The 23,190-nt window shown below is 60.1% G+C and carries 23 protein-coding genes; 12 read left to right on the forward strand and 11 right to left on the reverse strand.

What is annotated here, in order from left to right; translation table 11 throughout:
* Positions 1 to 10 precede the first annotated feature (10 nt).
* Together ACA069_RS21085 and ACA069_RS21090 are read left to right on the forward strand one after the other, a co-directional pair.
* The gene (locus tag ACA069_RS21085) at positions 11 to 2,764 is read left to right on the forward strand and encodes a response regulator (RefSeq protein ID WP_497618282.1); all 2,754 of its coding nucleotides are present in this window, start codon (positions 11 to 13) and stop codon (positions 2,762 to 2,764) included.
* Positions 2,765 to 2,846: 82 nt separating this feature from the next.
* Positions 2,847 to 3,836: a 2-hydroxyacid dehydrogenase gene (locus tag ACA069_RS21090; RefSeq protein ID WP_489878968.1), complete on the forward strand. Its 990-nt coding sequence runs from the start codon at positions 2,847 to 2,849 to the stop codon at positions 3,834 to 3,836.
* Between the two features lie 3 nt (positions 3,837 to 3,839).
* Here ACA069_RS21090 and ACA069_RS21095 read toward each other — a convergent pair whose 3' ends face one another.
* Positions 3,840 to 4,292: a hypothetical protein gene (locus tag ACA069_RS21095; protein WP_401271197.1), complete on the reverse strand. Its 453-nt coding sequence runs from the start codon at positions 4,290 to 4,292 to the stop codon at positions 3,840 to 3,842.
* 133 nt (positions 4,293 to 4,425) lie between these two features.
* Here ACA069_RS21095 and ACA069_RS21100 point away from each other — a divergent pair, with 133 nt between their 5' ends.
* Both ACA069_RS21100 and ACA069_RS21105 read left to right on the forward strand, forming a co-directional pair.
* Positions 4,426 to 4,860, forward strand: coding sequence for a hypothetical protein (locus ACA069_RS21100; protein WP_401271200.1), 435 nt, complete (start codon positions 4,426 to 4,428; stop codon positions 4,858 to 4,860).
* Positions 4,860 to 5,264 carry an META domain-containing protein gene (locus ACA069_RS21105; protein ID WP_497615143.1) on the forward strand — a complete coding sequence of 135 codons (405 nt, stop codon included), beginning with the start codon at positions 4,860 to 4,862 and terminating at the stop codon, positions 5,262 to 5,264. The genes ACA069_RS21100 and ACA069_RS21105 overlap by 1 nt, the downstream gene beginning before the upstream one ends.
* A 99-nt stretch (positions 5,265 to 5,363) precedes the next feature.
* On the opposite strand, the gene ACA069_RS21110 is transcribed toward ACA069_RS21105, so the two are convergent.
* A complete protein-coding gene (locus ACA069_RS21110; RefSeq protein WP_497615144.1) occupies positions 5,364 to 5,831 on the reverse strand; it encodes a TlpA disulfide reductase family protein in 468 nt (155 codons plus the stop codon).
* A 113-nt stretch (positions 5,832 to 5,944) separates the two neighbouring features.
* On the opposite strand from ACA069_RS21110, the gene arsC reads away from it, so the two are divergent.
* The 3 genes from arsC to ACA069_RS21125 are packed head-to-tail and all read left to right on the forward strand — an operon-like array spanning position 5,945 to position 7,318.
* Positions 5,945 to 6,298, forward strand: a complete 354-nt coding sequence (arsC, locus tag ACA069_RS21115) for an arsenate reductase (glutaredoxin) (protein WP_401271205.1) — start codon at positions 5,945 to 5,947, stop codon at positions 6,296 to 6,298.
* On the forward strand, positions 6,295 to 6,891 hold the full coding sequence (wrbA, locus tag ACA069_RS21120) for an NAD(P)H:quinone oxidoreductase (RefSeq protein ID WP_187680904.1): 597 nt from the start codon (positions 6,295 to 6,297) through the stop codon (positions 6,889 to 6,891). Before arsC ends, wrbA begins: the two co-directional genes overlap by 4 nt.
* Position 6,892: 1 nt before the next feature.
* Positions 6,893 to 7,318 carry a DUF2069 domain-containing protein gene (locus ACA069_RS21125; protein WP_187680903.1) on the forward strand — a complete coding sequence of 142 codons (426 nt, stop codon included), beginning with the start codon at positions 6,893 to 6,895 and terminating at the stop codon, positions 7,316 to 7,318.
* A gap of 90 nt (positions 7,319 to 7,408) precedes the next feature.
* Here the strand turns inward: ACA069_RS21125 and ACA069_RS21130 are convergent, their stop codons facing one another.
* On the reverse strand, positions 7,409 to 8,083 hold the full coding sequence (locus ACA069_RS21130; protein WP_187680902.1) for a DNA-3-methyladenine glycosylase I: 675 nt from the start codon (positions 8,081 to 8,083) through the stop codon (positions 7,409 to 7,411).
* Positions 8,084 to 8,150: 67 nt separating this feature from the next.
* Positions 8,151 to 8,975, reverse strand: coding sequence for a tRNA 2-thiocytidine(32) synthetase TtcA (gene ttcA, locus ACA069_RS21135; protein ID WP_187680901.1), 825 nt, complete (start codon positions 8,973 to 8,975; stop codon positions 8,151 to 8,153).
* Positions 8,976 to 9,439: 464 nt separating this feature from the next.
* On the opposite strand from ttcA, the gene ACA069_RS21140 reads away from it, so the two are divergent.
* Together ACA069_RS21140 and ACA069_RS21145 are read left to right on the forward strand one after the other, a co-directional pair.
* Positions 9,440 to 10,042 carry a Yip1 family protein gene (locus tag ACA069_RS21140; protein WP_007917515.1) on the forward strand — a complete coding sequence of 201 codons (603 nt, stop codon included), beginning with the start codon at positions 9,440 to 9,442 and terminating at the stop codon, positions 10,040 to 10,042.
* Positions 10,043 to 10,190: 148 nt separating this feature from the next.
* On the forward strand, positions 10,191 to 10,685 hold the full coding sequence (locus tag ACA069_RS21145) for a SprT family zinc-dependent metalloprotease (RefSeq protein ID WP_025112945.1): 495 nt from the start codon (positions 10,191 to 10,193) through the stop codon (positions 10,683 to 10,685).
* Between the two features lie 95 nt (positions 10,686 to 10,780).
* Here the strand turns inward: ACA069_RS21145 and ACA069_RS21150 are convergent, their stop codons facing one another.
* The gene (locus ACA069_RS21150) at positions 10,781 to 11,962 is read right to left on the reverse strand and encodes a CaiB/BaiF CoA transferase family protein (RefSeq protein WP_497615145.1); all 1,182 of its coding nucleotides are present in this window, start codon (positions 11,960 to 11,962) and stop codon (positions 10,781 to 10,783) included.
* 145 nt (positions 11,963 to 12,107) lie between these two features.
* Positions 12,108 to 13,442: a dicarboxylate/amino acid:cation symporter gene (locus ACA069_RS21155; protein WP_489878963.1), complete on the reverse strand. Its 1,335-nt coding sequence runs from the start codon at positions 13,440 to 13,442 to the stop codon at positions 12,108 to 12,110.
* 352 nt (positions 13,443 to 13,794) lie between these two features.
* Here ACA069_RS21155 and ACA069_RS21160 point away from each other — a divergent pair, with 352 nt between their 5' ends.
* Entirely contained in the window at positions 13,795 to 14,793 is a 999-nt protein-coding gene (locus ACA069_RS21160; protein WP_497615146.1) for an AraC family transcriptional regulator, read from the forward strand.
* An 844-nt stretch (positions 14,794 to 15,637) separates the two neighbouring features.
* Here ACA069_RS21160 and ACA069_RS21165 read toward each other — a convergent pair.
* The 3 genes from ACA069_RS21165 to ACA069_RS21175 all read right to left on the reverse strand — a co-directional run bounded on the left by ACA069_RS21165 (position 15,638) and on the right by ACA069_RS21175 (position 18,414).
* The gene (locus tag ACA069_RS21165) at positions 15,638 to 16,984 is read right to left on the reverse strand and encodes an ATP-binding protein (protein ID WP_401271220.1); all 1,347 of its coding nucleotides are present in this window, start codon (positions 16,982 to 16,984) and stop codon (positions 15,638 to 15,640) included.
* Positions 16,981 to 17,658, reverse strand: a complete 678-nt coding sequence (locus tag ACA069_RS21170) for a response regulator transcription factor (RefSeq protein WP_042560510.1) — start codon at positions 17,656 to 17,658, stop codon at positions 16,981 to 16,983. Before ACA069_RS21170 ends, ACA069_RS21165 begins: the two co-directional genes overlap by 4 nt.
* A 150-nt stretch (positions 17,659 to 17,808) precedes the next feature.
* Complete coding sequence (locus ACA069_RS21175; protein WP_401271223.1) at positions 17,809 to 18,414, reverse strand: hypothetical protein; 606 nt, start codon at positions 18,412 to 18,414, stop codon at positions 17,809 to 17,811.
* A gap of 143 nt (positions 18,415 to 18,557) precedes the next feature.
* On the opposite strand from ACA069_RS21175, the gene ACA069_RS21180 reads away from it, so the two are divergent.
* Both ACA069_RS21180 and ACA069_RS21185 read left to right on the forward strand, forming a co-directional pair.
* Positions 18,558 to 19,349, forward strand: a complete 792-nt coding sequence (locus ACA069_RS21180) for a dienelactone hydrolase family protein (RefSeq protein ID WP_497615147.1) — start codon at positions 18,558 to 18,560, stop codon at positions 19,347 to 19,349.
* Between the two features lie 179 nt (positions 19,350 to 19,528).
* On the forward strand, positions 19,529 to 20,254 hold the full coding sequence (locus ACA069_RS21185) for a 4'-phosphopantetheinyl transferase family protein (RefSeq protein WP_497615148.1): 726 nt from the start codon (positions 19,529 to 19,531) through the stop codon (positions 20,252 to 20,254).
* Positions 20,255 to 20,371: 117 nt separating this feature from the next.
* Here the strand turns inward: ACA069_RS21185 and ACA069_RS21190 are convergent, their stop codons facing one another.
* Together ACA069_RS21190 and ACA069_RS21195 are read right to left on the reverse strand one after the other, a co-directional pair.
* The gene (locus ACA069_RS21190) at positions 20,372 to 21,982 is read right to left on the reverse strand and encodes an ATP-binding protein (RefSeq protein WP_497615149.1); all 1,611 of its coding nucleotides are present in this window, start codon (positions 21,980 to 21,982) and stop codon (positions 20,372 to 20,374) included.
* The gene (locus ACA069_RS21195; protein WP_489878958.1) at positions 21,979 to 22,701 is read right to left on the reverse strand and encodes a response regulator; all 723 of its coding nucleotides are present in this window, start codon (positions 22,699 to 22,701) and stop codon (positions 21,979 to 21,981) included. The genes ACA069_RS21190 and ACA069_RS21195 overlap by 4 nt, the downstream gene beginning before the upstream one ends.
* Between the last annotated feature and the right edge of the window lie 489 nt (positions 22,702 to 23,190).

A 23,190-nucleotide genomic window follows, 5' to 3' on the forward strand; every position in this document is an offset into this window, starting at 1 on the left:
GGAGATAGGCGTGCTCAAGAAACTGGGAATCAAAGGTCGCGTGTTGTTGCTGACCTTGTTGCCGACCAGCCTGATGGCGCTGGTGCTGGGTGGTTATTTCACCTGGACGCAGCAGGCCGACTTGCAGAGCCAATTGATGCAGCGCGGCGAGATGATCGCCGAGCAACTGGCGCCGCTGGTGGCGCCCGCCATGGGCCATGGCAACAGCGAACTGCTTGAGCGCATTGCCACCCAGTCCCTCGAACAACCGGACATGCGCGCGGTGACTTTCCTTGCGCCGGATCGCACGCCGCTGGCCCACGCCGGCCCGACCATGCTCAATCAGGCGCCAAGCGGTGACAGCGCGCACCTGCAACGGCGCAGCGGCAATGACGCGACCCGTTATCTGATGCCGGTCTTCGGCAAGCATCGCAACCTCGCCGGCGAACTGATCCCCGAAGAGTCCGAGCGCCTGCTCGGCTGGGTCGAACTGGAGCTGTCGCACAACGGCATGCTGCTGCGCGGTTATCGCAGCCTGTTCGCCAGCCTGTTGCTGATCGCCGCAGGCCTGGCCGGTGCCGCGCTGCTCGCTTTGCGCATGGGCCGCACGATCAATCGGCCGCTGGGCCAGATCAAGCAGGCCGTCGCGCAACTCAAGGACGGTCATCTGGAAACCCGCCTGCCGCCGCTCGGCAGTCAGGAGCTGGATGAACTGGCCTCGGGCATCAACCGCATGGCCGGTACCTTGCAGAACGCCCGCGAAGAATTGCAGCACAGCGTCGATCAGGCCACCGAAGACGTGCGCCAGAATCTGGAAACCATCGAAATCCAGAACATCGAGCTGGATCTGGCCCGTAAAGAGGCGCTGGAGGCGAGCAGGATCAAATCCGAGTTCCTCGCCAACATGAGCCATGAGATCCGCACGCCGCTCAATGGCATTCTCGGCTTCACCCATCTGCTGCAAAAAAGCGAACTGACCCCGCGCCAGCTCGACTATCTCGGCACCATTGAAAAGTCCGCCGACAGCCTGCTCGGGATCATCAACGAGATCCTCGACTTCTCGAAAATCGAAGCCGGCAAACTGGTGCTCGACCACATCCCGTTCAACCTGCGCGACTTGCTGCAAGACACCTTGACCATTCTCGCCCCCGCCGCTCACGCCAAGCAGCTTGAGCTGGTCAGTCTGGTCTATCGCGATACGCCGCTGTCGCTGGTCGGTGACCCGCTGCGCTTGAAGCAGATCCTCACCAACCTGGTCAGCAACGCGATCAAGTTCACCCGCGAAGGCACTATCGTTGCCCGGGCGATGCTCGAAGAAGAACACGAAGACAGCGTGCAACTGCGCATCAGCATTCAGGACACCGGCATTGGCCTGTCGAATCAGGACGTGCGTGCGTTGTTCCAGGCCTTCAGTCAGGCCGACAACTCGTTGTCGCGCCAGCCCGGCGGCACCGGTCTGGGGCTGGTGATTTCCAAGCGTCTGATCGAACAGATGGGCGGCGAGATCGGCGTCGACAGCACGCCGGGCGAAGGCTCGGAATTCTGGATCAGCCTGAGCCTGCCGAAAACCCGCGACGACGCCGAAGACCTGCCTTCGGCGCCACTGCTCGGACGTCGAGTGGCGGTACTGGAAAACCACGAACTGGCACGTCAGGCCTTGCAGCATCAGTTGGAAGACTGTGGCCTCATTGTCACGCCGTTCAATACATTGGAAACCCTGACCAATGGCGTCACTGGCGCGCACCAGACCGATCAGGCGATTGATCTGGCGGTCATCGGCATCACCAGCAACGACATGCTCCCGGAGCGCCTGAACCAGCACATATGGGATCTCGAACACCTCGGCTGCAAAGTGCTGGTGCTGTGCCCGACCACCGAGCAGACGCTGTTCCATTTGTCGGTACCCAATCCCCACAGCCAGTTGCAGGCCAAACCGGCCTGCACGCGCAAACTGCGCCGCGCGCTGTCGGATCTGGCCAACCCGCGCCAACCACGCAACGAACCCGGCGAACCCCTGTCGAGTCGCGCGCCGAAAGTGCTGTGCGTCGACGACAACCCGGCCAACCTTTTGCTGGTGCAGACCCTGCTCGAAGACATGGGCGCCAAAGTGCTTGCCGTGGAAAGCGGATATGCGGCGGTGAAAGCTGTGCAGACCGAGTCCTTCGATCTGGTGCTGATGGATGTGCAGATGCCGGGCATGGACGGCCGCCAGAGTACCGAAACCATCCGCCAGTGGGAGAGCGAGCGGCATTGCACGCCGCTGCCGATCGTCGCCCTCACCGCCCACGCCATGGCCAACGAAAAACGTGCGCTGCTGCAAAGCGGCATGGACGACTACCTGACCAAACCGATCAGCGAGCGGCAACTGGCGCAAGTGGTGCTGAAGTGGACCGGCCTGGCCCTGCGCAATCAGGCACCGGAGCGGCTCAGCGACAGCGCGGCGGGCAGCAACGAATTGCCGGTGCTCGATCACGAGGAAGGCTTGCGTCTGGCTGCCGGTAAAGCGGATCTGGCAGCAGACATGCTGGCGATGTTGCTGGCTTCGCTGGAAGCCGACCGCGAAGCCATTCGCAGCGCCCGCGACAGCCACGACCAGAATGCCCTGATTGAACGTGTGCATCGCTTGCACGGCGCCACGCGTTACTGCGGCGTGCCGCAATTGCGTGCGGCCTGTCAGCGCAGTGAAACCCTGCTCAAACAGGAAGATCCGAAAGCGTCGACAGCGCTGGATGAGCTGGAGCGGGCAATCAACCGCCTCGCCGCGCAGGCGAAGATCAGCGCCTGACCCAGCGCAATGCCGGCCAACGCCGATCCGGCTACAGTGGACTCGGGTGATGCCACCCGAGTCCATGTTCAAGGAGGATGTCATGCGTACGATCGTTTTCAGTAGCCAGACCTACGACCGAGACAGTTTCCTCGGCGCCGATTGCCCTGCCAGTCTCGAACTGCACTTTCAATCGGCCCGGCTCAGTCTCGACACCGCGGCACTGGCCGACCAACACGAAGTGGTCTGCGCCTTTATCAATGACGACCTCAGTGCTGCGGTGCTGGAACGTCTGGCCGCCGGCGGCACGCGATTGATCGCCTTGCGTTCGGCCGGTTACAACCATGTCGATCTGCTCGCCGCGAAACGCCTGGGACTGGCCGTGGTGCGTGTCCCGGCTTACTCACCCCATGCCGTTGCCGAACATGCTGTCGCGCTGATTCTGGCCCTCAACCGTCGCTTGCACCGCGCCTACAACCGCACCCGTGAGGGCGATTTCACGCTGCACGGGCTGACCGGTTTCGATCTGGTGGGCAAAACTGTCGGCATCGTCGGCACCGGGCAGATCGGCGCCACGTTCGCGAAAATCATGCACGGTTTCGGCTGTGAGTTGCTGGCATACGACCCGTATCCGAATCCCGACGTTCTGGCATTGGGCGCGCGTTATCTGAGCCTGCCGGAATTGCTCGCGCAGTCGCGAATCATCAGCCTGCACTGCCCGCTCAACGCGCAGAGCAAACACCTGATCAACCGCGATTCACTGGCGCACCTGCAAGCGGGTGCCATGCTCATTAACACCGGTCGCGGCGGACTGGTCGATACGCCAGCACTGATCGACGCTTTGAAGGACGGTCAGCTCGGCTATCTGGGGCTGGATGTGTATGAAGAAGAGGCGCAGCTGTTTTTCGAGGATCGTTCCGACCTGCCATTGCAGGACGACGTGCTGGCGCGTTTGCTGACCTTTCCCAACGTGATCATCACCGCGCACCAGGCCTTTCTGACCCACGAGGCGCTGGGCGCGATTGCCGCGACCACCCTGCACAACATCGCGACCTGGGCGGCGGGGTCGCCGCAGAACCAAGTCGAGGGTTGACGCTTATTTCGGCGACAGCGAGGACGCCAGAATCAATAGCGCCAGCCAGCCGAAGCCGAACAAACGCTGCTTCGCCGAGTGACCACTGCGCAGCAGAAACCAGACGAACACCATCGGCAGCAGAAACACCATGATCTTCAGCCAGCCTTCCACCGGACGGCTGCCATCCTCATTGATTTGCGGCGCAACCGTTTCGGCCTGTTGCCGACGCCGACGCCCCGCTGCGGCCGGCATGACTTTCGGTAAAGGCTCTGGCGCGTGAGGGACAACCGCCTCGGGCACAGCCCGGTTGCGCGGCAGACTGCCGAAGGAAATCGTCGACGCCTGAGCCGGTGCCGCTGCGGCCTGCGCTTGTGCGTGGGCCGGCTGCTCCGCCATCGGAGCTCCACAATGAATACACGCTTGGGCTTCGGAGCTGATGCTCCGCTTGCATTCATAACATTCGATCAGCGCCATGTTCCGTTCCTTCAGAGTCGAGGGCGGCAGTTTGCCATGTGCGCCGGTCGATTTGAACCGGATCGAAGGTCGCAAGCGCACATCATTCTGCAACGTAGCCCGTGCTAGCATGTCGCGCATATTTGGAGGACCCATGGTCGAACACGATTTCCGCTACAACCTGATGAACCCGCAACACACCCTCACCGAATGCCGCGCCCTCGTTCCGGGCCGCTATCAGGTCACCGGCAACGGTGGCTCGATCCGCATCGGTGACGCCCTGTTGGTCACCCTCAAAGGCAGCAAGGACTTGTCCATGCGCCTGACCGTCGAAACCGTCCGCCACCTGATCAATCCGCCGGGCCAATGGACCGCGATGACCACAGGCCCGGTGTTCGGCGAACTGGCCATTCATACCTGGCAGGTCAACTGCGACAGCTGCGCCAAAGAGCTCAGCTTTGAATTCGCCGTGGACGCCAAACTGGGTAAAAACGCAGAAAAACCGGCCGCCACTGCGCGCATCGCCGAGCTGGGCTGGAAAGCCGTTGGCGACAAGCACCTGTGCCCGAAATGCCAGGAGCCTGCGTGATGAAACGCCTTGCCCTGACCGTTCTGGTCGGTGTTGGCCTGGCGGGTTGCGCCGCAGAGCCTGTGCAACTGCAACAGAACCGCAGCTACATTCTGGAGTGGATCGGCGAGCGGCCCTTGATGGATTACAGCCATCTGACCGTGACCCTCGGCGATGATGGTCGCGCCTACGGCAACGGCGGCTGCAACCATTGGTTCGCGCCGTACACGCTGGATGGCAACAAGCTGACTTTCGGCAAAATCGGCAAGACCCGCAAGCTGTGCGCGCCGGCGTTGATGGAGCAGGAAGAACGCTTCCTGCAAGCGCTGGAAGGCGTGCAGCGCTGGGACATCTCGCCGATCGAGCAGATGCGCTTCTGGCCGGCCCAAGGCAAGCCTTTGCGGTGGTGGCTGGAAGAGGGCTGATCATTCAGCCACAAAAAAGATCGCAGCCTTCGGCAGCGCCTACAAGGTGTACTCAATCCATGTAGGAACTGCCGAAGGCTGCGATCTTTTTTTCATGGCCTACTGGGTCGACTGCAACGCCTCTAGCTTCGCCATCACTCCCGCCGCCGTCTGCTCGCCCAACAACTGTTCCCGCACCTTGCCCTTGTTGTCGATGATGTACGTCACCGGCAAGGCCTCACTGCGCGGCAAGTCGAACAGCTCCGCCGGATCCTGCGCCAGCACGGTGAACTTGATGCCCAGTTTCTCGCTGGCGCTCTTCAGTTCTTCACCCTGCACGTTGTCGAAGTTGACCCCGAACACACCGACGTTCTTGCTCTTGAGCTCATCGGCCAGATGATTGAGTTCCGGGATCTCGGTCCGGCACGGTCCACACCATTCGGCCCAGTAATTGAGCACCACCCATTGTTTGTCGAGGCGCTCGGACGCAACCTTCTGACCGTTCTGGTCAATGCCATAGTCGTTGCCGCAGCCCCCCAGCATCAACGCCCCGATTATCGTCAATGCTGCTGCCAATCGCCGTGTCATGTCGTGTTCCTTGTGAAAATTTGAATGCGCCTGCGACCCATCGCCTCTGAAGGTTCTGGATTGCGCGCTGCACAGTTAGAATAGCCGCCACTTTACGCCAGAAGCGACCCGCCATGACCGATCTGACGCTTTATCACAATCCGCGCTGCTCGAAATCCCGCGGCGCACTGGAACTGCTTGAAGCCCGCGGCCTGACCCCGACCGTCGTACGCTACCTCGAAACCCCGCTGGATGCCGCGCAAATCAAGGCCCTGCTTGGCAAACTCGGGATCACTGCGCGACAACTGCTGCGCACCGGGGAAGATGAATACAAAACCCTGAACCTGGCTGACGCCAGTCTCACCGAGAAACAATTGGTCGAAGCGATCGCGGCCCATCCCAAGCTGATGGAGCGTCCGATTCTTGAAGTCGGCGACAGAGCCGTCATTGGCCGTCCACCTGAGCAGATCCTGGAGTTACTGCCGTGAGCGCGCCGTACATTCTCGTTCTGTATTACAGCCGCAACGGCTCGACCAACGAGATGGCGCGGCAGATCGCTCGCGGCGTTGAGCAGGCAGGCATGGAAGCGCGTCTGCGCACCGTGCCGGCGATCTCCACCGAGTGCGAAGCGGTGTCCCCGGACATCCCGGACGAAGGCGCGCTCTACGCAACCCTCGATGATCTGAAAAACTGCGCCGGTCTGGCGCTGGGCAGTCCGACCCGCTTCGGCAACATGGCCGCGCCGCTCAAATACTTCCTCGACGGCACCAGCAACCTGTGGCTGACCGGGGCGCTGGTCGGCAAACCGGCCGGGGTGTTCACCTCCACCGCCAGCCTGCATGGCGGCCAGGAAACCACTCTGCTTTCGATGATGCTGCCGCTGCTGCACCACGGCATGCTGATCACCGGCCTGCCTTACAGCGAGTCGGCGTTGCTGGAAACCCAGGGCGGCGGTACGCCTTACGGTGCCAGCCATCACGCCGGGGCGGATGGCAAAAGCGGTCTCGATCAGCACGAAGTGGCGCTGTGCCGAGCGCTTGGCCTGCGTCTGGCCAAGACTGCACAGAAACTGGAGGGCTGACGTGGCGAAGAAGCCGAAAGTCCTGCCCTCCGTCGAGTGGCTTGAGCCGCGGGTAAAAGCGATGCGGGTGCTCAGCCTGCTGAGCTTTTTTGCCCTGGCCGGATTGCTCGCCGCTTACTACCTGATATTCGCCGACCTGCATGGCGCGCGACCGTGGGTGATTCTGCTGGTCGAACTGATCCCGTGGCTCGTCCTCGCCCCGGCGATGATCATGGGCAGTGCCCGCGGTCATTCGTGGATGTGTTTTGTGGTGAATCTGTACTTCATCAAAGGCGCACTGGCGGCGTATGACCCGAACCGACACTGGTTTGGTGTGCTGGAGATGCTCGCGAGTTTGGCGGTGTTCTGCTCGGCGCTGCTGTATGTGCGGTGGCGGTACCAGTTGAATCGCAAGTTGGCGGGTGAAGGCGAGATCAGCGTCGCCTGATCTGACGCCTTCGCGAGCAGGCTCGCTCCCACATTTGAAATGTATTCCCCTTGTGGGAGCGAGCCTGCTCGCGAATGGGGCGACGCGGTCTCAGTGATTGACGGTGTAGGCCAGCATCATCGAAATCTGGCTCATCGGCCGCCCGCCACTCTCCTCATGCCACTGGTTGAACACGTTCTGCACAATCGCCAGATCGCGCAGACTGGTCGGCGCCTTGTCGACGATCTTCTGCGCATTCAGTGCAGCGACCACGTCGTAGCTCGGTACAAACGTATCCTTGCCGACCATGCGCAAAAACCGTGGCGCCGACAGCCCGCCCAATTGATGGCCGTGCTTTTTCAGGTACGTCCACAGGCCGACGATATCGGTCACCGGCCAGTCGGCGATCAACGCGCCGAAACTGCCCTTCTCTTTCTCCACATCCAGAATGAACTGCGCATTGCGCGGCACACTCTTGAGCTTGCCCAGGTGACGAATAATCCGCGCATCCTGCATCAGCCGCTCAAGATGTTCGGCACTCATCAGTACGACTTTTTCCGGATCGAACTTGAAGAACACTTCTTCGAAGGCCGGCCACTTGGCGTCCACCAGACTGTGCTTGAGCCCGGCGCGAAACACACGCAGGGCCATGGTCGAGAGGTAACGGTCGTCGCTGATCCTGCGCAGTTGTGCCGGGGTCTTGGGAACGGGCAGATGGGCTTCCAGTTCAGCCGCTGAACCAAAGCGGTTCAGACAGTATTCGTGCAGCCACTTGTAATCGCGCATGCCCTCTCCTTGAAATGAAAATAAAAACGGCGCCCGCAAGCGCCGTAAGTCAGAGCTGCCGAAACCGTCAGAGGTTCACGACATTGACGAAGCGCGACGCCGCGGTTTCGTCGATCTTGAGGCTGGTGAAGTCGAACAGGTTGCGGTCGGCCAGTTGCGACGGCACCACGTTCTGCAGGCTGCGGAAGATGCTTTCGGTACGGCCCGGGGTCTTGCGATCCCAGTCCTGGAGCATTTCCTTGACCACCTGACGCTGCAGGTTTTCCTGCGAGCCGCAGAGGTTGCACGGGATGATCGGGAATTCCTTCAAGTCCGAGTAAGCCTGAATGTCTTTCTCGTTGCAGTACGCCAGCGGACGGATCACCACGTTGCGGCCATCATCGGCGCGCAGCTTCGGCGGCATCGCCTTGAGGCTGCCGTTGAAAAACATGTTGAGGAAGAACGTCTCGACGATGTCGTCGCGATGATGACCGAGGGCCATTTTGGTCGCGCCGATTTCGTCGGCAAAGGTGTACAGCGTGCCGCGACGCAGACGCGAGCACAGCGAGCACGTGGTCTTGCCTTCCGGAATCAGCTCCTTGACCACCGAGTAGGTGTCTTTCTCGACGATGTGGTACTCGATGCCCAGCGTTTTGAGGTAGGCCGGCAGCACGTGCTCGGGGAAGCCCGGCTGCTTCTGGTCCATGTTCACGGCGACGATCTCGAACTTGATCGGTGCAACCTTCTGCAGGTGCATCAGCACGTCGAGCATGGTGTAGCTGTCCTTGCCCCCGGACAGGCAGACCATGACCTTGTCGCCGTCTTCGATCATGTTGAAGTCGGCAACAGCTTCGCCGGCCAGGCGGCGCAGACGCTTTTGCAGTTTGTTCTGGTTGACCGTAAGAGTGCCCATGACGCGAAATCCGTGAGGTGTGACGAAAGGCGGGCATTTTACGCAAAAACGTCGTGGGGGCGAAGGGCCGCGGGTCTGTCCCATTCTTCCGAGGTCTGCATTGCCCTCTGTGGCGAGGGGATTTATTCCCGATCGGCTGCGCAGCAGTCGTCAAGCCATCCAACGGGAAGTATCGGGAAAATAGAGTTCTGAGGTTTTGGGGCTCCTCCGCACCCCATCGGGGATAAATCCCCTCACCACAAATGTATTTCAAAGATAAAACAGAGCTGATGCCAAGACCCTGCGGCGATTAAGCCCAGCGTTTACAGCGCGATTTGCTCTAAGCCCCTAGTGCCTGTGCGGTTAAGACCTTTCTATACTGCGACATAAGGTCGCATACATCTGAAGACCTGAATTTGCTCGGCCTCATTGGCCCGAAAGCGCTCCGCTGGGGGGCGACGGCAATAACAAGAGGAGTGACTGGCATGATCCATCACGTAGTGGGACTTTTTACCCACCCCGATCAGGAATGGAAGGAAATCCGTGGCGACCAAGAGGAAAGCATCAGCCACATGTATCTGACGCACACGCTTATTCTGGCGGCAATCCCGGCCGTGTCGGCCTTCATCGGCACCACGCAGGTCGGCTGGGTGATCGGCAACCGCGCGCCGGTCATGCTCACCGTTGAAAGCGCCATCTGGATGACGGTCATGTCGTACCTGGCAATGCTCGGCGGTGTCGCGGTCATGGGCGCCTTTGTGCACTGGATGGCCCGCACTTATGACGCCAACCCGAGCCTGGCCCGTTGCGTGGCGTTTGCCACGTACACCGCGACACCGTTGTTTGTCGGCGGGCTGGCAGCGCTATATCCGCACATGTGGCTGGGGATGATCGTCGGCACGGCCGCCATCTGCTACACCGTGTATCTACTGTATGTCGGGTTGCCGACCTTCATGAATATTCCGTCAGATGAAGGCTTTCTGTTTTCCAGCTCAGTGCTGGCGGTGGGTCTGGTGGTGCTGGTGGCCATCATGGCGTTCACCGTGATCGTCTGGGGACTGGGCGTGGGGCCCGTCTATACCAACTAGCGCAATGACTCACCGAGAAAAACAAGATCTGCCAATACAGGCCGCCGCAAGGCGGCCTTCTCGTGTGGAGGATGACCATTCGGCAGTTCAGCGATTCGCAAGTCCTGAGGGTTGCGGCATACTCGACGCCTCTGGAGATCCATCAAGCATGCCCGAGCAACTCAATACCCGCGTCGAAGACTGTTACCAACTCGCTGAATCCTTTTTCAAACGTCATTTCCAACGCCCTGTGGTGAGTCTCAAGCTGCGCGGGCAAAAAGCCGGGGTCGCGCATCTGCACGAGAACCTGCTGCGCTTCAACCCGCAGCTGTACCGGGAAAACACCGAACACTTCCTCAAGCAGACCGTGGCCCATGAAGTCGCGCACCTGATCGCCCATCAGTTGTTCGGCGACCGCATCCAGCCCCACGGCGAGGAGTGGCAACTGATCATGCGCGGCGTTTACGAACTGCCGCCGGATCGCTGCCACACCTACGCAATCAAACGCCGCAGCGTGACCCGCTACATCTACAAGTGCCCATGCGCGGACAGTGATTTTCCGTTTTCGGCGCAGCGCCATAGCCTGGTCAGGCAGGGGCGGCGGTATTTGTGTCGCCGCTGCCGGAATACCTTGGTGTTCAGCGGTGAGATGCGGGTCGAATAATTGAGGTTTGTGTCCTTCACATTGACCTCTTCGCGAGCAGGCTCGCTCCCACCCTGGAATTCAGTCACCTGCTCGCGAAAGGGCAGGTACAGACACTAGAGAATGACCTTGGCTAGGCGCAGTTCAGCAATCCGCTCAGCACTAAACCCCAACTCCCCCAACACCTGATCCGTATGCTGCCCCAACCCCGCCCCGACATGCCGGGGAGCAGGCAAATCCTCGGAAAACTTCAACGGACAAGCAATCTGCGCCTGCATCGTCCCATCCCCCCGCGGCACCTGCGTCACCAGCTCCCGCGCCTGCAATTGCGGATGTTTCACTGCCTCGCTCAGACTCAACACCGGCTCGACACACGCATCAATCCCGGCAAACAACGTACACAGCTCTGCAAAGTCATGCTTCTCGAACTCGACCTTCAACGCCTCCTTCAGCGCCTGCTGTTGCTCCGGTTTGGGTGACAAGCCTTGCGCCGCCAACTCAGGCCGGCCCAGCGCCGCACACAATGACTGCATGAATCCCGGCTCAAGACTGCCCACCGACATCCAGCGCCCATCGCGAGATCGGTAGTAGTCATAAAAGCTGCCGCCATTGAGCATCTGGTCTTCCCAGCCCGGCTCCTCACCACAGGCCAGATACCCGGCGCCGGCCATGGCGTTCAGGCTGAACGCGCAATCAGTCATGCTCACATCCAGATGCGTGCCCTGCCCGGTCTGCTGGCGAGCAATCACCGCCGCCAGCAAGCCGATCACCCCGTGCAGCGAACCGCCAGCGACATCCGCCACCTGCATGCCCAGTGGCAACGGCCCGCTGTCAGCCCGGCCGGTGTAGCTGGCAAGCCCGGCCAGCGCCAGATAATTGATGTCATGCCCGGCGCGATCCTTGTACGGGCCGGTCTGGCCGTAACCGGTGATCGACACGTAAATCAGCTTCGGGTTGATTGCTTTCAGAGCCTCATAACCCAGGCCCAGGCGCTCCATCACGCCGGGGCGAAACTGCTCCAGGACGATGTCGTAATCGGCGAGCAGTTGCTTGACCACTTCAAGTGCTTCTGGCTGTTTCAGATCCAGCGCCAGACTGCGCTTGTTGCGGTTGAGATACGCGTGACTGGCCGACATTCCCTGATCATGTGGCGGCAACACCCGCAGCAGATCCAGGCGCGTCGGCGATTCGATGCGCAGCACCTCGGCGCCCATGTCCGCCAACAGCAGCGAGGCGAACGGCCCCGGCAACAGGGTCGAGAAATCCAGAATCTTGAGTGAGGCCAGCGGTGCGGACATGGGCGAACTCCTTGTGCGATGCACCCAGCCTAGGCAGCGATGGCGCTTACAGCAATCACCGGATCCATCAGGCGCAGTGACCGTTGCGCTCAAATCCCAGGCAAGAAAAAACCCGCCGAAGCGGGTTTTTTCATTCAAGCGATGCTTACTTCACATTGCTCGGGGTTGGGCCTTCAGCCACACCCAGGTCGTCTTCTTCACGCTGATCAGAGATACCGCGACCGCCAGAAGCCAGTTCGGCTTGCAGTACATCGGTGTCCAGCTCTTTCACCCACTTGGCAACAACGATGGTCGCAACGGCGTTACCCACCAGGTTGGTCAGCGCGCGGGCTTCGGACATGAAGCGGTCGATACCCAGGATCAGCGCCAGACCGGCCACCGGCAAGTGACCGACGGCCGACAGGGTGGCCGCCAGCACGATGAAGCCCGAACCGGTGACACCGGCAGCACCTTTGGAGGACAGCAGCAGCACCAGCAGCAGGGTGATCTGGTGAGTGATGTCCATTTGGGTGTCGGTCGCCTGAGCGATAAACACAGCCGCCATGGTCAGGTAGATCGAGGTACCGTCTAGGTTGAACGAGTAACCGGTCGGAATCACCAGACCGACTACCGATTTCTTCGCACCCAGACGCTCCATCTTGATCAGCATGCGCGGCAGTGCCGATTCAGAGGACGAAGTGCCCAGTACGATCAGCAGCTCTTCGCGGATGTAACGAATCAGTTTCAAAACACTGAAACCGTGCGCGCGGCAGATCGCGCCCAGCACCACCACCACGAACAGCACGCAGGTGATGTAGAAGCAGATCATCAACTGACCCAACTGCACCAGCGAGCCGACACCGTAGGCACCGATGGTGAACGCCATGGCACCGAACGCACCGAGTGGTGCCAGTTTCATGATCATGTTGATGATGTTGAACATCACGTGGGCGAAGCGATCGATCATGTCCAGCAGCGGTCGGCCGTAGGAGCCCAGGCGATGCAAGGCATAACCGAAGATCACCGAGAACATCAGCACTTGCAGGATATCGCCCGTGGCGAATGCACCGACAATGGTGTTCGGGATCACGTTAAGCAGGAAGCCGACAATGCTCTGGTCTTTACTGGCCGTCACATAAGTGGCGATTTTCGAAGCGTCCAGGGTGGTCACGTCGATGTGCATGCCGGCGCCCGGTTGCACGACGTTGACCACGACCAGACCGATCAGCAAGGCGATGGTGGAAACGATTTCGAAGTACAGCAGCGCGTAGCCGCCAGTCTTGCCCACCGATTTCATGTTCTGCATGCCGGCGATGCCGCTGACAACGGTACAGAAAATGATCGGGGCGATGACCATTTTGATCAGTTTGATGAACCCGTCACCCAGCGGCTTGAGGGCCACACCGGTCTGTGGGTAGAAGTGACCGAGCAGAATGCCGATGGCGATTGCAACGATCACCTGGAAGTACAGGGATTTGTAGAGTGGCTGACGAGTCGTCATTGCAAATTTCCTCAAGAGTCCCACGAGGCAACATCCATCTGTTGTCCGCGAAACCTTAAATTGCGAACCCTCCTGCACTGGAGGGATTTGTTGTTGGAACGGCGCTTTCTCCTGAGGGATAAACGCACGCTTCTGTCGCTCTTATCGCAAACCTCGTGCCACATTGGTGCAATTCACTGCCAGCCTTTTGATATCAGGTACTACAGGTTCATTTGTGTCACCGTCCGGTTACCCAGGCATGGCGGATTTCCGCCAACTCACCGAGTCTCGTCCTACAATTTGGCGGAAATCCGCCTTGTTGCCCATGCCACCCACGGCTACCATCCGGCGCTCGAGGAAGGATTTGCCGCTTATGCGCGAACGCACCATCGCCAGTCATTTCGCCCGTGCCGCCCTCGGTGGCGCACGCCGCCTGGGGTTCGACTACGCGGGCCTGTTGCAGCAACTGGGAATCAGCCCTGAATTGCTCGATGAGCCTCGTGCGCGCATCGCCCCGGAGCAGTTCACCCGGTTGATCCAGGGCCTGTGGCTGGCGCTGGACGACGAATACCTCGGTTTTGGCAAGGCACCGAGCAAACCCGGCAGCTTCGCAATGATGTGCCATGCCTCGATTCACTGCCGCAATCTGGAGAAGGCCCTGCAACGCGGCTTAATGTTTTATAGCCTATTCCCCGAAGCCCCGCGCTTGAGCCTCACCCGCGAAGACGAATGGGTGCGCCTGAGCCTCGACGATTCGCAATTATGGGACCCGGATCACTTTCTCAGCGAAAGCCTGCTGGTGATCTGGCACCGCCTCGGCAGTTGGCTGATCGGCCAGCGAATCCGTTTGGAGCAGGCAACCTTCAGCTATGCAAAACCTGCGCATGGCGCTGAATACGATCTGCTATTCCCCTGCCCTCTGGAATTTTCAGCGCAGCAAAGCAGCCTGCTGTTCCACAGCCGCTACTTGCACATGCCACTTTTGCAGGACGAACGCACTCTCAAACACTTCCTCGAACGCTCCCCCGCTGACTTGCTGTCACGCCCGGATGATGGCGACAGCCTTAGCAGCCGCCTGCGCCGCTTGCTCAGCCGCGACAGTGCGCGCTGGCCGGATCTGGAAGCGGTGGCCGCTCATCTGCACATCAGCCCACAGACCCTGCGCCGGCACTTGCGTGACGAAGGCACCAGTTTTCAGGAGCTGAAGGATCAACTGCGGCGGGATATCGCCATCTATCATTTGGGGCGGGCGGATCTGTCTTTGCAACAGATTGCCGAGCAGTTGGGGTTTTCCGAACCGTCGGCGTTTCACCGGGCGTTCAAGAAGTGGACGGGGCTGACGCCGGGGGCTTATCGGGCGCAGGAGCAGTGAGGCGGCTGCAAGATCCCGCCTTCTGAGTTTTGGATTTGGATTTGGGTGTATATCCGTTGCTGCGGGTGTTGCTGATTAGGGTTCCGCCCTTACGGCGGGTCACTTTTTCCAGACGCCGAAAAAGTAACCAAAAAGGCTGCCCCCTGACGTACGGCACTTCGCTGAGGCTCAGTGTTCCCTCGCTACGGTGTCCATCCGGGGGCATCGCCTCCGGTTTGCTGCGCTGCACCTCCTCTCGATGTATGCGGCTTCGCCACACGGCGCTGCGCGCCTACCCCCCGGATGAACACCTACGCTCGGCCTGCCGATGGGCTGAAGAGCAAGAGCAAGAGCAAGAGCAAGAGCAAGATCAAAAGCCAAAGCCAAAGCCAAAGCCAAAACAGATCAAAAGATCGCAGCCTTCGGCAGCTCCTACAGGGAATGGGGGAACCTGCCAGAGATTGGTCGGCTGTCAGGCCGCCATCGCGAGCAGGCTCACTCCTACAGAAAATCAAAAGCCAACCGCACGCTTTTCACCACTCATCACAATGAGCGTTAGCTCGAGTACCGCTTTTGATCCTAAAGCGCCCGTCGGTAGGCTGAGTGGAGGGATTGATCCGGGGGTGGGAGCGCAGCGACCGTTTGGCGCAGCCAAACACATCGAAAGGAGGTGCAGCGAAGCAAACCGGAAGCGATGCGCCCGGATCAATCCCGGAACGAAGGAACCCCGAGCCTCAGCGAGGGGCCGAACGTCAGGGCACAGACCTTTTGGTTACTTTTGGGGCGTTTGCCAAAAGTGACCCGCCGTAAGGGCGGAACCCTAATCAGCAACACCCGCAGCAACGGATATACACCCAAAACCAAATCACACAGCCGGAAAATGAATCCGAAACGCCGCCCCGCCCATCGGTGAATCGCCCAAGGTCAGCTTGGCGTTATAGCTTTCGATGATGTCCTTGACCACCGCCAACCCAATCCCCTGCCCCGGATGCTGCCGATCCAAACGCTCACCGCGCTCAAGAATCCGCGCCCGCTGATCCGGCGGCACCCCCGGCCCATCATCCTCAACACACAACTCAACCCCGGCGAGCGTCTCACGCACACTAATGCGCACTTCCCCAAGACACAGCCGATAAGCGTTCTCCAGCAAATTCCCCATCATCTCCAACAAGGCACCCTGCTCGATCGGCACATAACAATGCTCCGGCAGATCAAACGCCACCTGCACACGCTTGTCCCGATAAACCTTGTCCAGCGTATCGCACAGGCTTTGCAGCACCGGACGCAGCCGCACCTGATGTCGCACCAAACCGCTTTTACGCAAACTCGCCCGTTGCAGCTGATAACTGATCTGCTGACTCATCCGTTCGATCTGACTTTGCAGCACCCACGCCTGATCGATGTCTTTGGGCCGCTGAGCCATGTCCTCACTGACACCCTGTAACACCGCCAACGGCGTTTTCAGGCTATGGGCCAAGTCGTCGAGAGAGTCGCGATAACGGCTGCGCTGCTGGCGCTCACTGAGCAGCAAGCGGTTGAGCGAGCCAGTCAGACGCAGCAATTCGCGCGGGTGTTTTTCCGTGAGGCTTTCGCGGGTGCCGCCCTCGATTTCGTCGAGTTCCTGGCTGAGTTGGCGCAAGGCCTTCAAACCCCAGGTCAAGCCGATCCACAGCAGCGCCAACAGCACAAGCAAGGCTGCGCCAAAGCCCAGATACAGATTCTCGCGCAGGCCTTCGAGGGTGGTTTCGTATTCGCGCACCGGTTGCAGGGCGACGATGCTGAATGCCGCGCTCTTACCGCCGAGCAGTTTCACTTCAACGTCGTAAACGAAGAATTCCTGACCGTTGCTCTCGCGAATCCGCGCGAACTCATTACCGAGCCCGTCGTAGCGCGGCTTGTAGTTGATCTGCTCTTCCTGAGTGGCTTTCGAGCGCCAGACCAGATGCCCTTCGCGGTCGTAGATGTAACCCAGCAGACGGAAGTCGGTAAGGTTGAAACGCTCATCCGGCAACTGCGAGGGCATGACCAGTTTGCCGCTTTCGATGCGTGCGGCAGAAATCAGCGTGGTGACGTCCGACGCCAGACGTTGCTCGATCGAGTCCTGCAACGCGAGGCTGAACGCGCCCTGCATCGCCGGCAGCAAGGCGAGCATGAACAACACCGCCAACGTAGTGGCGGCGAGCATCAAACGGACGCGAAGGGAACGAATCAAGTGCAGCGCTCATTGAACAGATAGCCGAGGCCACGCACGGTGTCGATCGGCTTGAACCCTGCGGGGCCTTCGAGTTTGCGGCGCAAGCGGCCGACCAGCACTTCGATCACGTTCGGATCGCGCTCGTCGTCATCCGGATAGAGTTGTTCCATCAGGCGATCCTTGGGCACCACCTGCTGGTGATGCCGCATCAGGTATTCAAGAATGCGGTATTCGTAGGCGGTCAGCGCCAGCGGTTGCTCGTCGAGGCTCGCTTGCTTGCGATTGAGATCGAGCAACAGAGGGCCGGCGACGATGGTCGACTGGGTGAAGCCGCTGGAGCGGCGCAGCAAGGCATTCAGGCGCGCGTCGAGTTCTTCGAACTGGAACGGTTTGACCACGTAATCGTCGGCGCCGGCAGCCAGACCTTCGACCTTGTCCTGCCAGTTGCCGCGCGCGGTGAGGATCAGGATCGGGAAGGTCTTGCCGCCCGAACGCAACTGACGGATCAGGTCGAGGCCGCCCATGCCCGGCAGGCCGAGGTCAATCACCGCCAGGTCAAAGTTGAACTGTCCGGTCTGATACAGCGCCTCCTCGGCATTGGCCACGGACTCGACCACGTGACCGCTCTCCGTCAGACGGGTTTGCAGGTGATGGCGCAACAGCGCTTCATCTTCGACGACCAACAGTTTCATATTGCTCTCCCGGGCAAATCAAACATCTCCGACTACACATCTGTGGGAGCGAGCCTGCTCGCGAAAGCGGTGAGTCAGTCAATGAAGATGTCGACTGACACATCGCTTCGCGAGCAGGCTCGCTCCCACATTGAATTTGGCGGCAACTCCTTAGAAATTGTAGTTGGCCGACAGGTAAGTCTGCGCGCTGCTGTTCAGATCCAGCGAGCCTTGCTTGCTGCCACCGCGTTCGCTCATCTCGGTGCTGGCGTTGCTCATCAGGTAACGGTAACCGAGTTCCACCGAGGTGTTTTGCGATACTTGCTGCAACACACCGAACTGGCCGCCGACGGCGTAACCGATGTCACTGTCGCGGCTATAGCCTGGCGACTCCTGGGTCAGTTTGGTCAGACCGGCCGTCGCACCGCCGAACAGTTTGGTGGTACTGCCCACCGGGTAGAACAGATCGTAGCTGCCCAGCAGGTTTTCCTGGCGCAGTTTAATGCCATTGTGCGAACCGGACACGTTGTCGTAGGTGGCGTAGTAGCGACCTTGCGAGTTTTGCTGACCGAGGCGTACGCCGTAGGTGTTGTTGCCGTCGATCGCGCCAGTGGCGTTAGGGTGATCGAGGTTGTTGTTCAGAGCATGGGATTTGTCGATTTTGTTGCTGGTCTGGCCGAAGGTCAGGCCGGCGAAGTTCGAAGTGGTGTCGGCCTGGGCCGCGATACTGGCGCTCATAACGGTCATTGCCAGCAGCAGTTTGTTTAAACGAGTCATGGGTATTTCCTCTTTCACAGTGCTGTTTGGGTATGGCGCAAGGTTACTGACCCTCCCCTGTACCGACCCTGAACGCTCTCTGAACCTGACCTGAACCAAATCGACTAGGCTGTTCTGACCACTTTTCGATAAGGACAACGACCATGCGCCTGTTCCTCGCCCTCACCTTGCTGGCCGTCAGCAGCCTCACCCAGGCGGCGATCAAGACCGAAGAAATCCCCTACCAGAGTGCCGACGGCACCAAGCTGATCGGCTACTACGCCTACGACGACGCCATCAAAGGCAAGCGCCCGGGAGTCGTTGTGGTGCACGAATGGTGGGGCCTGAACGACTACGCCAAGCGCCGCGCGCGGGATCTGGCCGAACTCGGCTACAGCGCATTGGCGATTGATATGTACGGCGAGGGCAAGAACACCGAGCACCCGAAAGATGCGATGGCGTTCATGCAGGCGGCGACGCAGGACGCGGCCGCCTCCAGCAAGCGCTTCGAGGCCGGGCTGAACCTGTTGAAGAAACAACCGCAGACCGACGTGAACAAACTCGCCGCCATCGGTTATTGCTTCGGCGGCGCCGTGGTGCTGAATGCCGCGCGACAGGGTGAGCCACTGGCGGGCGTGGTGAGTTTCCACGGCGCACTGGCGACCAAGACACCGGCCACGCCCGGCAGTGTGAAGGCGAAGATTCTGGTGGAGCATGGCGCACTGGACAGCATGGTCACACCCGCAAACGTCAGCGCGTTCAAAGCCGAAATGGACAAGGCCGGGGCGGACTACAAGTTCGTCAGCCTGGATGGGGCCAAGCATGGTTTTACCAATCCGGATGCGGATCGCTTGGGTCATGGTGAGCACGGTGGCCCGGATATCGGCTACAACAAGGCTGCCGATGAAAAGTCGTGGGCGGATATGAAGGCGTTCTTCCAGACAATATTTGGCTGACCCAAAACCTGCGCGATCAAAAATCTTCATTTGATCGCAATGCCCCTGTAGGAGCTGCCGAAGGCTGCGATCTTTTGATCCTGTTTTTAACAATCAAAATCAAAAGATCGCAGCCTTCGGCAGCTCCTACAGGTGTGTGCCTCTACCCAGTTTTGATGCTAACCGGCAAAATGCCCGCCATGAATCCAACGCCTGCCCTCCCCGCCTGCTGCACCCCGCTCGATGCCCACTGGCCGTTGCCGACGGTGTTGCCTGACACGGTGCTGCTCAGCACCCATTTCGATCCGTCACAACTGCTCGGCGATGACTTCCGACGCAGCGCCATCGAGCCGCCGCCGAGTATTCAGCGATCCGTGGCCAAGCGACAGGCGGAGTTTCTCGCCGGGCGAGTCTGCGCCCGTGCGGCGTTGCAGCAATTGGAAGGCAAGGGGGCGATCCCGGCGATTGGCGAAGATCGCGCGCCGGTATGGCCGGCGCACATCTGCGGCTCGATCACCCACAGCACCGGCCGCGCGGCGGCGATTGTCGCCAACAAGCAACATTGGCGCGGTCTGGGTATGGATCTGGAAAACCTGCTCAATACCGAACGTGCCGAACGACTGGCCGGGGAAATCCTCACGCCGCCGGAGATGCAACGCATGGCGGCGGGTTCGCGGGATCAGTTGGCGCTGTGGGTGACGCTGACGTTTTCGGTGAAAGAGAGTTTGTTCAAGGCGCTGTACCCGATCGTGCAGAAGCGCTTTTACTTTGAGCACGCCGAAGTGCTGGAGTGGACTGAACAGGGTGAGGTGCGGTTGCGCCTGTTGACGGATCTGTCGAGTGAATGGCGCAACGGGACGGAGCTGGATGCGCAGTTTGGTGTGCAGGATGGGCAGTTGCTGAGTCTGGTCAGCATCAAAGCCTGAAGATTTTCGGCGCCTGTGCAGCCCTCTTCGCGAGCAGGCTCGCTCCCACATTTGGAATGCATTTCACCTGTGGGAGCGAGCCTGCTCGCGAAAGCTATCGTCCAGCCACTGCGGGGCTCAGCGGCGCTCCTGATTCCTCGGCCAACTCAAACTGAAACAAGCCCCACCCAGACTTTTGCTCTTGCCAATGATCGCCCGGCCGTCATGCCAATGGATGATCCGTCGCACAATCGACAAGCCCAATCCATGCCCGCCTGACGCCCGCGTGCGGCTGTCATCCAGCCGTAGAAACGGCGTAAAAATCCGCTCCCACGCCACTTCCGGCACACCCGGCCCGTCGTCCTCGACGTCTACCCGGCAACGCAACTGGCCGACCTGATAACTCACCGTGACCTTCGAGCCTGCATGGCGCATGGCGTTGCTCACCAGATTCTGCAGCGCCCGGTGCAGGTAACGCGGCTCGGCCTCGACCCAGGCATCGTCATTGTCGGCGGCCGACAGGCACAAGCCGCGCTGCACCGTGACCTCGGCACGCAGCGGCGCCAACTCTTCAATCACTTGATTGACCAGCGCATCAAGGTCGATGCGTTGGAATGTCAGCGCCGGCGAACCCTGCTCCAGTCGTGCATAAGTGAGCATTTCATCGACCAGCTTATCGAGGTCTTCGATGTCGTGATCCATGCCTTCACGGTACTTTTCCAGCGCTTGCGGTGTGGTCGCCGAGCCGATCATCTCCAGGCCAAAACGCAACCGCGCCACCGGCGTGCGCAGCTCATGGGACACCGCGCGCACCAGTTCGCGCTGGATCGCCAGCAATTGCTGCAAGTGCTCCGCCATGCCATTGAACGCGGAAGCCAGCCGCCCGACCGAGTCGGCACCGCGCGCCGGCACGCGGGTTTCCAGACTGCCCTTGGCGATCCGCGTGGCCGCCGCTTCGAGGCCGCGCAAGCGCCGCTCCAGTTGGCGCACCAATAGATAAACGATCAGACCGATCAAACTGAGGCCAAGCGCAGCGATCAACACCAGCCACTCCGGTGGATACGGATTCATCTGATACAACGGACCGATTTCCAGCACCCACGGCGTGCCGACCATGCCGGCAAACACCCGGATCGAATCCCCCCCCTTGCCCAACGCCATAACCGTGTCGCCCTCGGCCACGCGACGGCTCTGGTCTTCGTCCATATCGGCGTCGTTCACCGTGACCAGACGCAGATCGAAACCGAAGCCCTTGTCTTCCTTTATCTGCGCCAACCGCTTGGGCTGCTCGGCCACTGGCACGCGCACCAGCTCATCGGCCAACAGGTAAATAGTCGCGCGAGCCAATTGCTCACTGATCTGCTGCACCTCTCCTACCAGCACAAGCTGTTCTTTGTCACTGACCAGTCGGTAAACCTTCGCCGCGTGCGGGCCGGTCTGCTCCACCAACGCCGAGCCGCGCAGCACGCGGGTGCGCTGGGTCAGGTCGAGATCGGTCTCGGCAAACTTCTTCAGCGCCAGCGGAATCCCGAGCAAACGCTCCCACACCAGCAGCGCACGATGGCGCTCGGTCTGGTTCATCGGTTGCAGGTTGTCGGCCATCAGCGAGAACGTGCCATGGGCCAGCCGCTCGCGGTATTGCTCGCTGCGCACCTGGTTGAGCAGGTTCAGCGCCAGCACGCCGAGCACCGCCACCAGAATCAGCGCGGCGCACATGCCGCCGTAGATGCGCAGGAAGATCGAGTTCACAGCGTCAGGTCTACGCAGGCTTCAGGGACAAACAGATAGCCTTTGCTGCGGATGGTCTTGATCAGGCGCGGATGGTCAGGGTCATCGCCGATTTTCGGGCGGATGCGCGAAATACGTACATCGATCGAGCGGTCCTGGCCGTCGTAGCCGATGCCGCGCAACGCCGTGAAGATTTCTTCGCGGGAGAGGATTCGCCCGGCATTGGACACCAGCAACCAGAGCAGGTCGAACTCGGCGCTGGTCAGTTCGATGCCGTTGTCGCTCAACCAGGCTTCGCGCAAGGCGTTGTCGACCACCAGCGGGCCGAATTGCAGACGGCGGCTTTTTTCCGCGCTCGGCTCCGGTGTGTCACTGCGTCGCAGCAACGCCTGAATCCGCGCCAGCAACAGCCGTGGGCGCACCGGTTTGCACACGTAATCGTCGGCGCCGAGATCAAGCCCCTGGATCTGGTCGGCGTCATCGGTGCGCGCGGTGAGCATCAGGATGGGGCCGTCATAACGGTCACGCACCTTGCGGCAAATGCTCAGACCATCTTCACCGGGCAGCATCAGATCAAGGATCACCAGATCCGGCTGTTCCTGGATGATCCGCGCCGCCGCCAGCGCACCGTTGCCTTCGATTTCGACGCGCAATCCATTGGCTTGCAGGTAGTCGCGAGTGAGTTCGGCCAGACGCTGATCGTCCTCGACTATCAATACCTGAAAGGCTTGTTGCTCCACGGGTGACCTCTGCTTGCCAGGTTTACTAATAAAAGAAGGGATCCTCCGGTCTTTTTGTCATCTTTCTGGAGGATAAGAATGCCTGCGCATGGGCCGATTGTATAAACGGCGTACAGCCAGAACACAAGTCGGTAAATGCGTTCGGACAAGGCGGTTTTTTGTGATAGGGTTCGCGCCCTTAAAAATCCGCTGAAGCGTTTTTCCGGTTGAAAGAACAGTGACAAACGGTCTAGCTCAGTGGGTTCGCGGCCTACACGTGAATTCCTGCTTTCTTACACAATTTACGCACAGGTTTATCCACAGGCTGTCCGTTGCATTCCTCCCCTGAAACGCATTATCTTGTAGCACGGCGAAAATGGAGACCCTACATATGGGGTTTTCGACTGAAACGCCCAACCACATTTCAGACCTGAAACTCAAGCGCTTTATGGCAAGTTTCGGGTTGAACGAAACAAGTTTTTCGAAGCCCAAACCGCGCTTGCGGATGGC

The organism is Pseudomonas sp. LBUM1652 (assembly GCF_059716105.1).

Coding starts and splice junctions, on each gene's coding strand:
- ACA069_RS21090 (WP_489878968.1), top strand. CDS start 2,847: ATGCGTACGATCGTTTTCAGTAGCCAGACCTACGACCGAGACAGTTTC.
- ACA069_RS21095 (WP_401271197.1), bottom strand. CDS start 4,292: ATGGCGCTGATCGAATGTTATGAATGCAAGCGGAGCATCAGCTCCGAA.
- ACA069_RS21100 (WP_401271200.1), top strand. CDS start 4,426: ATGGTCGAACACGATTTCCGCTACAACCTGATGAACCCGCAACACACC.
- ACA069_RS21105 (WP_497615143.1), top strand. CDS start 4,860: ATGAAACGCCTTGCCCTGACCGTTCTGGTCGGTGTTGGCCTGGCGGGT.
- ACA069_RS21110 (WP_497615144.1), bottom strand. CDS start 5,831: ATGACACGGCGATTGGCAGCAGCATTGACGATAATCGGGGCGTTGATG.
- arsC (WP_401271205.1), top strand. CDS start 5,945: ATGACCGATCTGACGCTTTATCACAATCCGCGCTGCTCGAAATCCCGC.
- ACA069_RS21130 (WP_187680902.1), bottom strand. CDS start 8,083: ATGCGCGATTACAAGTGGCTGCACGAATACTGTCTGAACCGCTTTGGT.
- ttcA (WP_187680901.1), bottom strand. CDS start 8,975: ATGGGCACTCTTACGGTCAACCAGAACAAACTGCAAAAGCGTCTGCGC.
- ACA069_RS21140 (WP_007917515.1), top strand. CDS start 9,440: ATGATCCATCACGTAGTGGGACTTTTTACCCACCCCGATCAGGAATGG.
- ACA069_RS21145 (WP_025112945.1), top strand. CDS start 10,191: ATGCCCGAGCAACTCAATACCCGCGTCGAAGACTGTTACCAACTCGCT.
- ACA069_RS21150 (WP_497615145.1), bottom strand. CDS start 11,962: ATGTCCGCACCGCTGGCCTCACTCAAGATTCTGGATTTCTCGACCCTG.
- ACA069_RS21155 (WP_489878963.1), bottom strand. CDS start 13,442: ATGACGACTCGTCAGCCACTCTACAAATCCCTGTACTTCCAGGTGATC.
- ACA069_RS21160 (WP_497615146.1), top strand. CDS start 13,795: ATGCGCGAACGCACCATCGCCAGTCATTTCGCCCGTGCCGCCCTCGGT.
- ACA069_RS21170 (WP_042560510.1), bottom strand. CDS start 17,658: ATGAAACTGTTGGTCGTCGAAGATGAAGCGCTGTTGCGCCATCACCTG.
- ACA069_RS21175 (WP_401271223.1), bottom strand. CDS start 18,414: ATGACTCGTTTAAACAAACTGCTGCTGGCAATGACCGTTATGAGCGCC.
- ACA069_RS21180 (WP_497615147.1), top strand. CDS start 18,558: ATGCGCCTGTTCCTCGCCCTCACCTTGCTGGCCGTCAGCAGCCTCACC.
- ACA069_RS21185 (WP_497615148.1), top strand. CDS start 19,529: ATGAATCCAACGCCTGCCCTCCCCGCCTGCTGCACCCCGCTCGATGCC.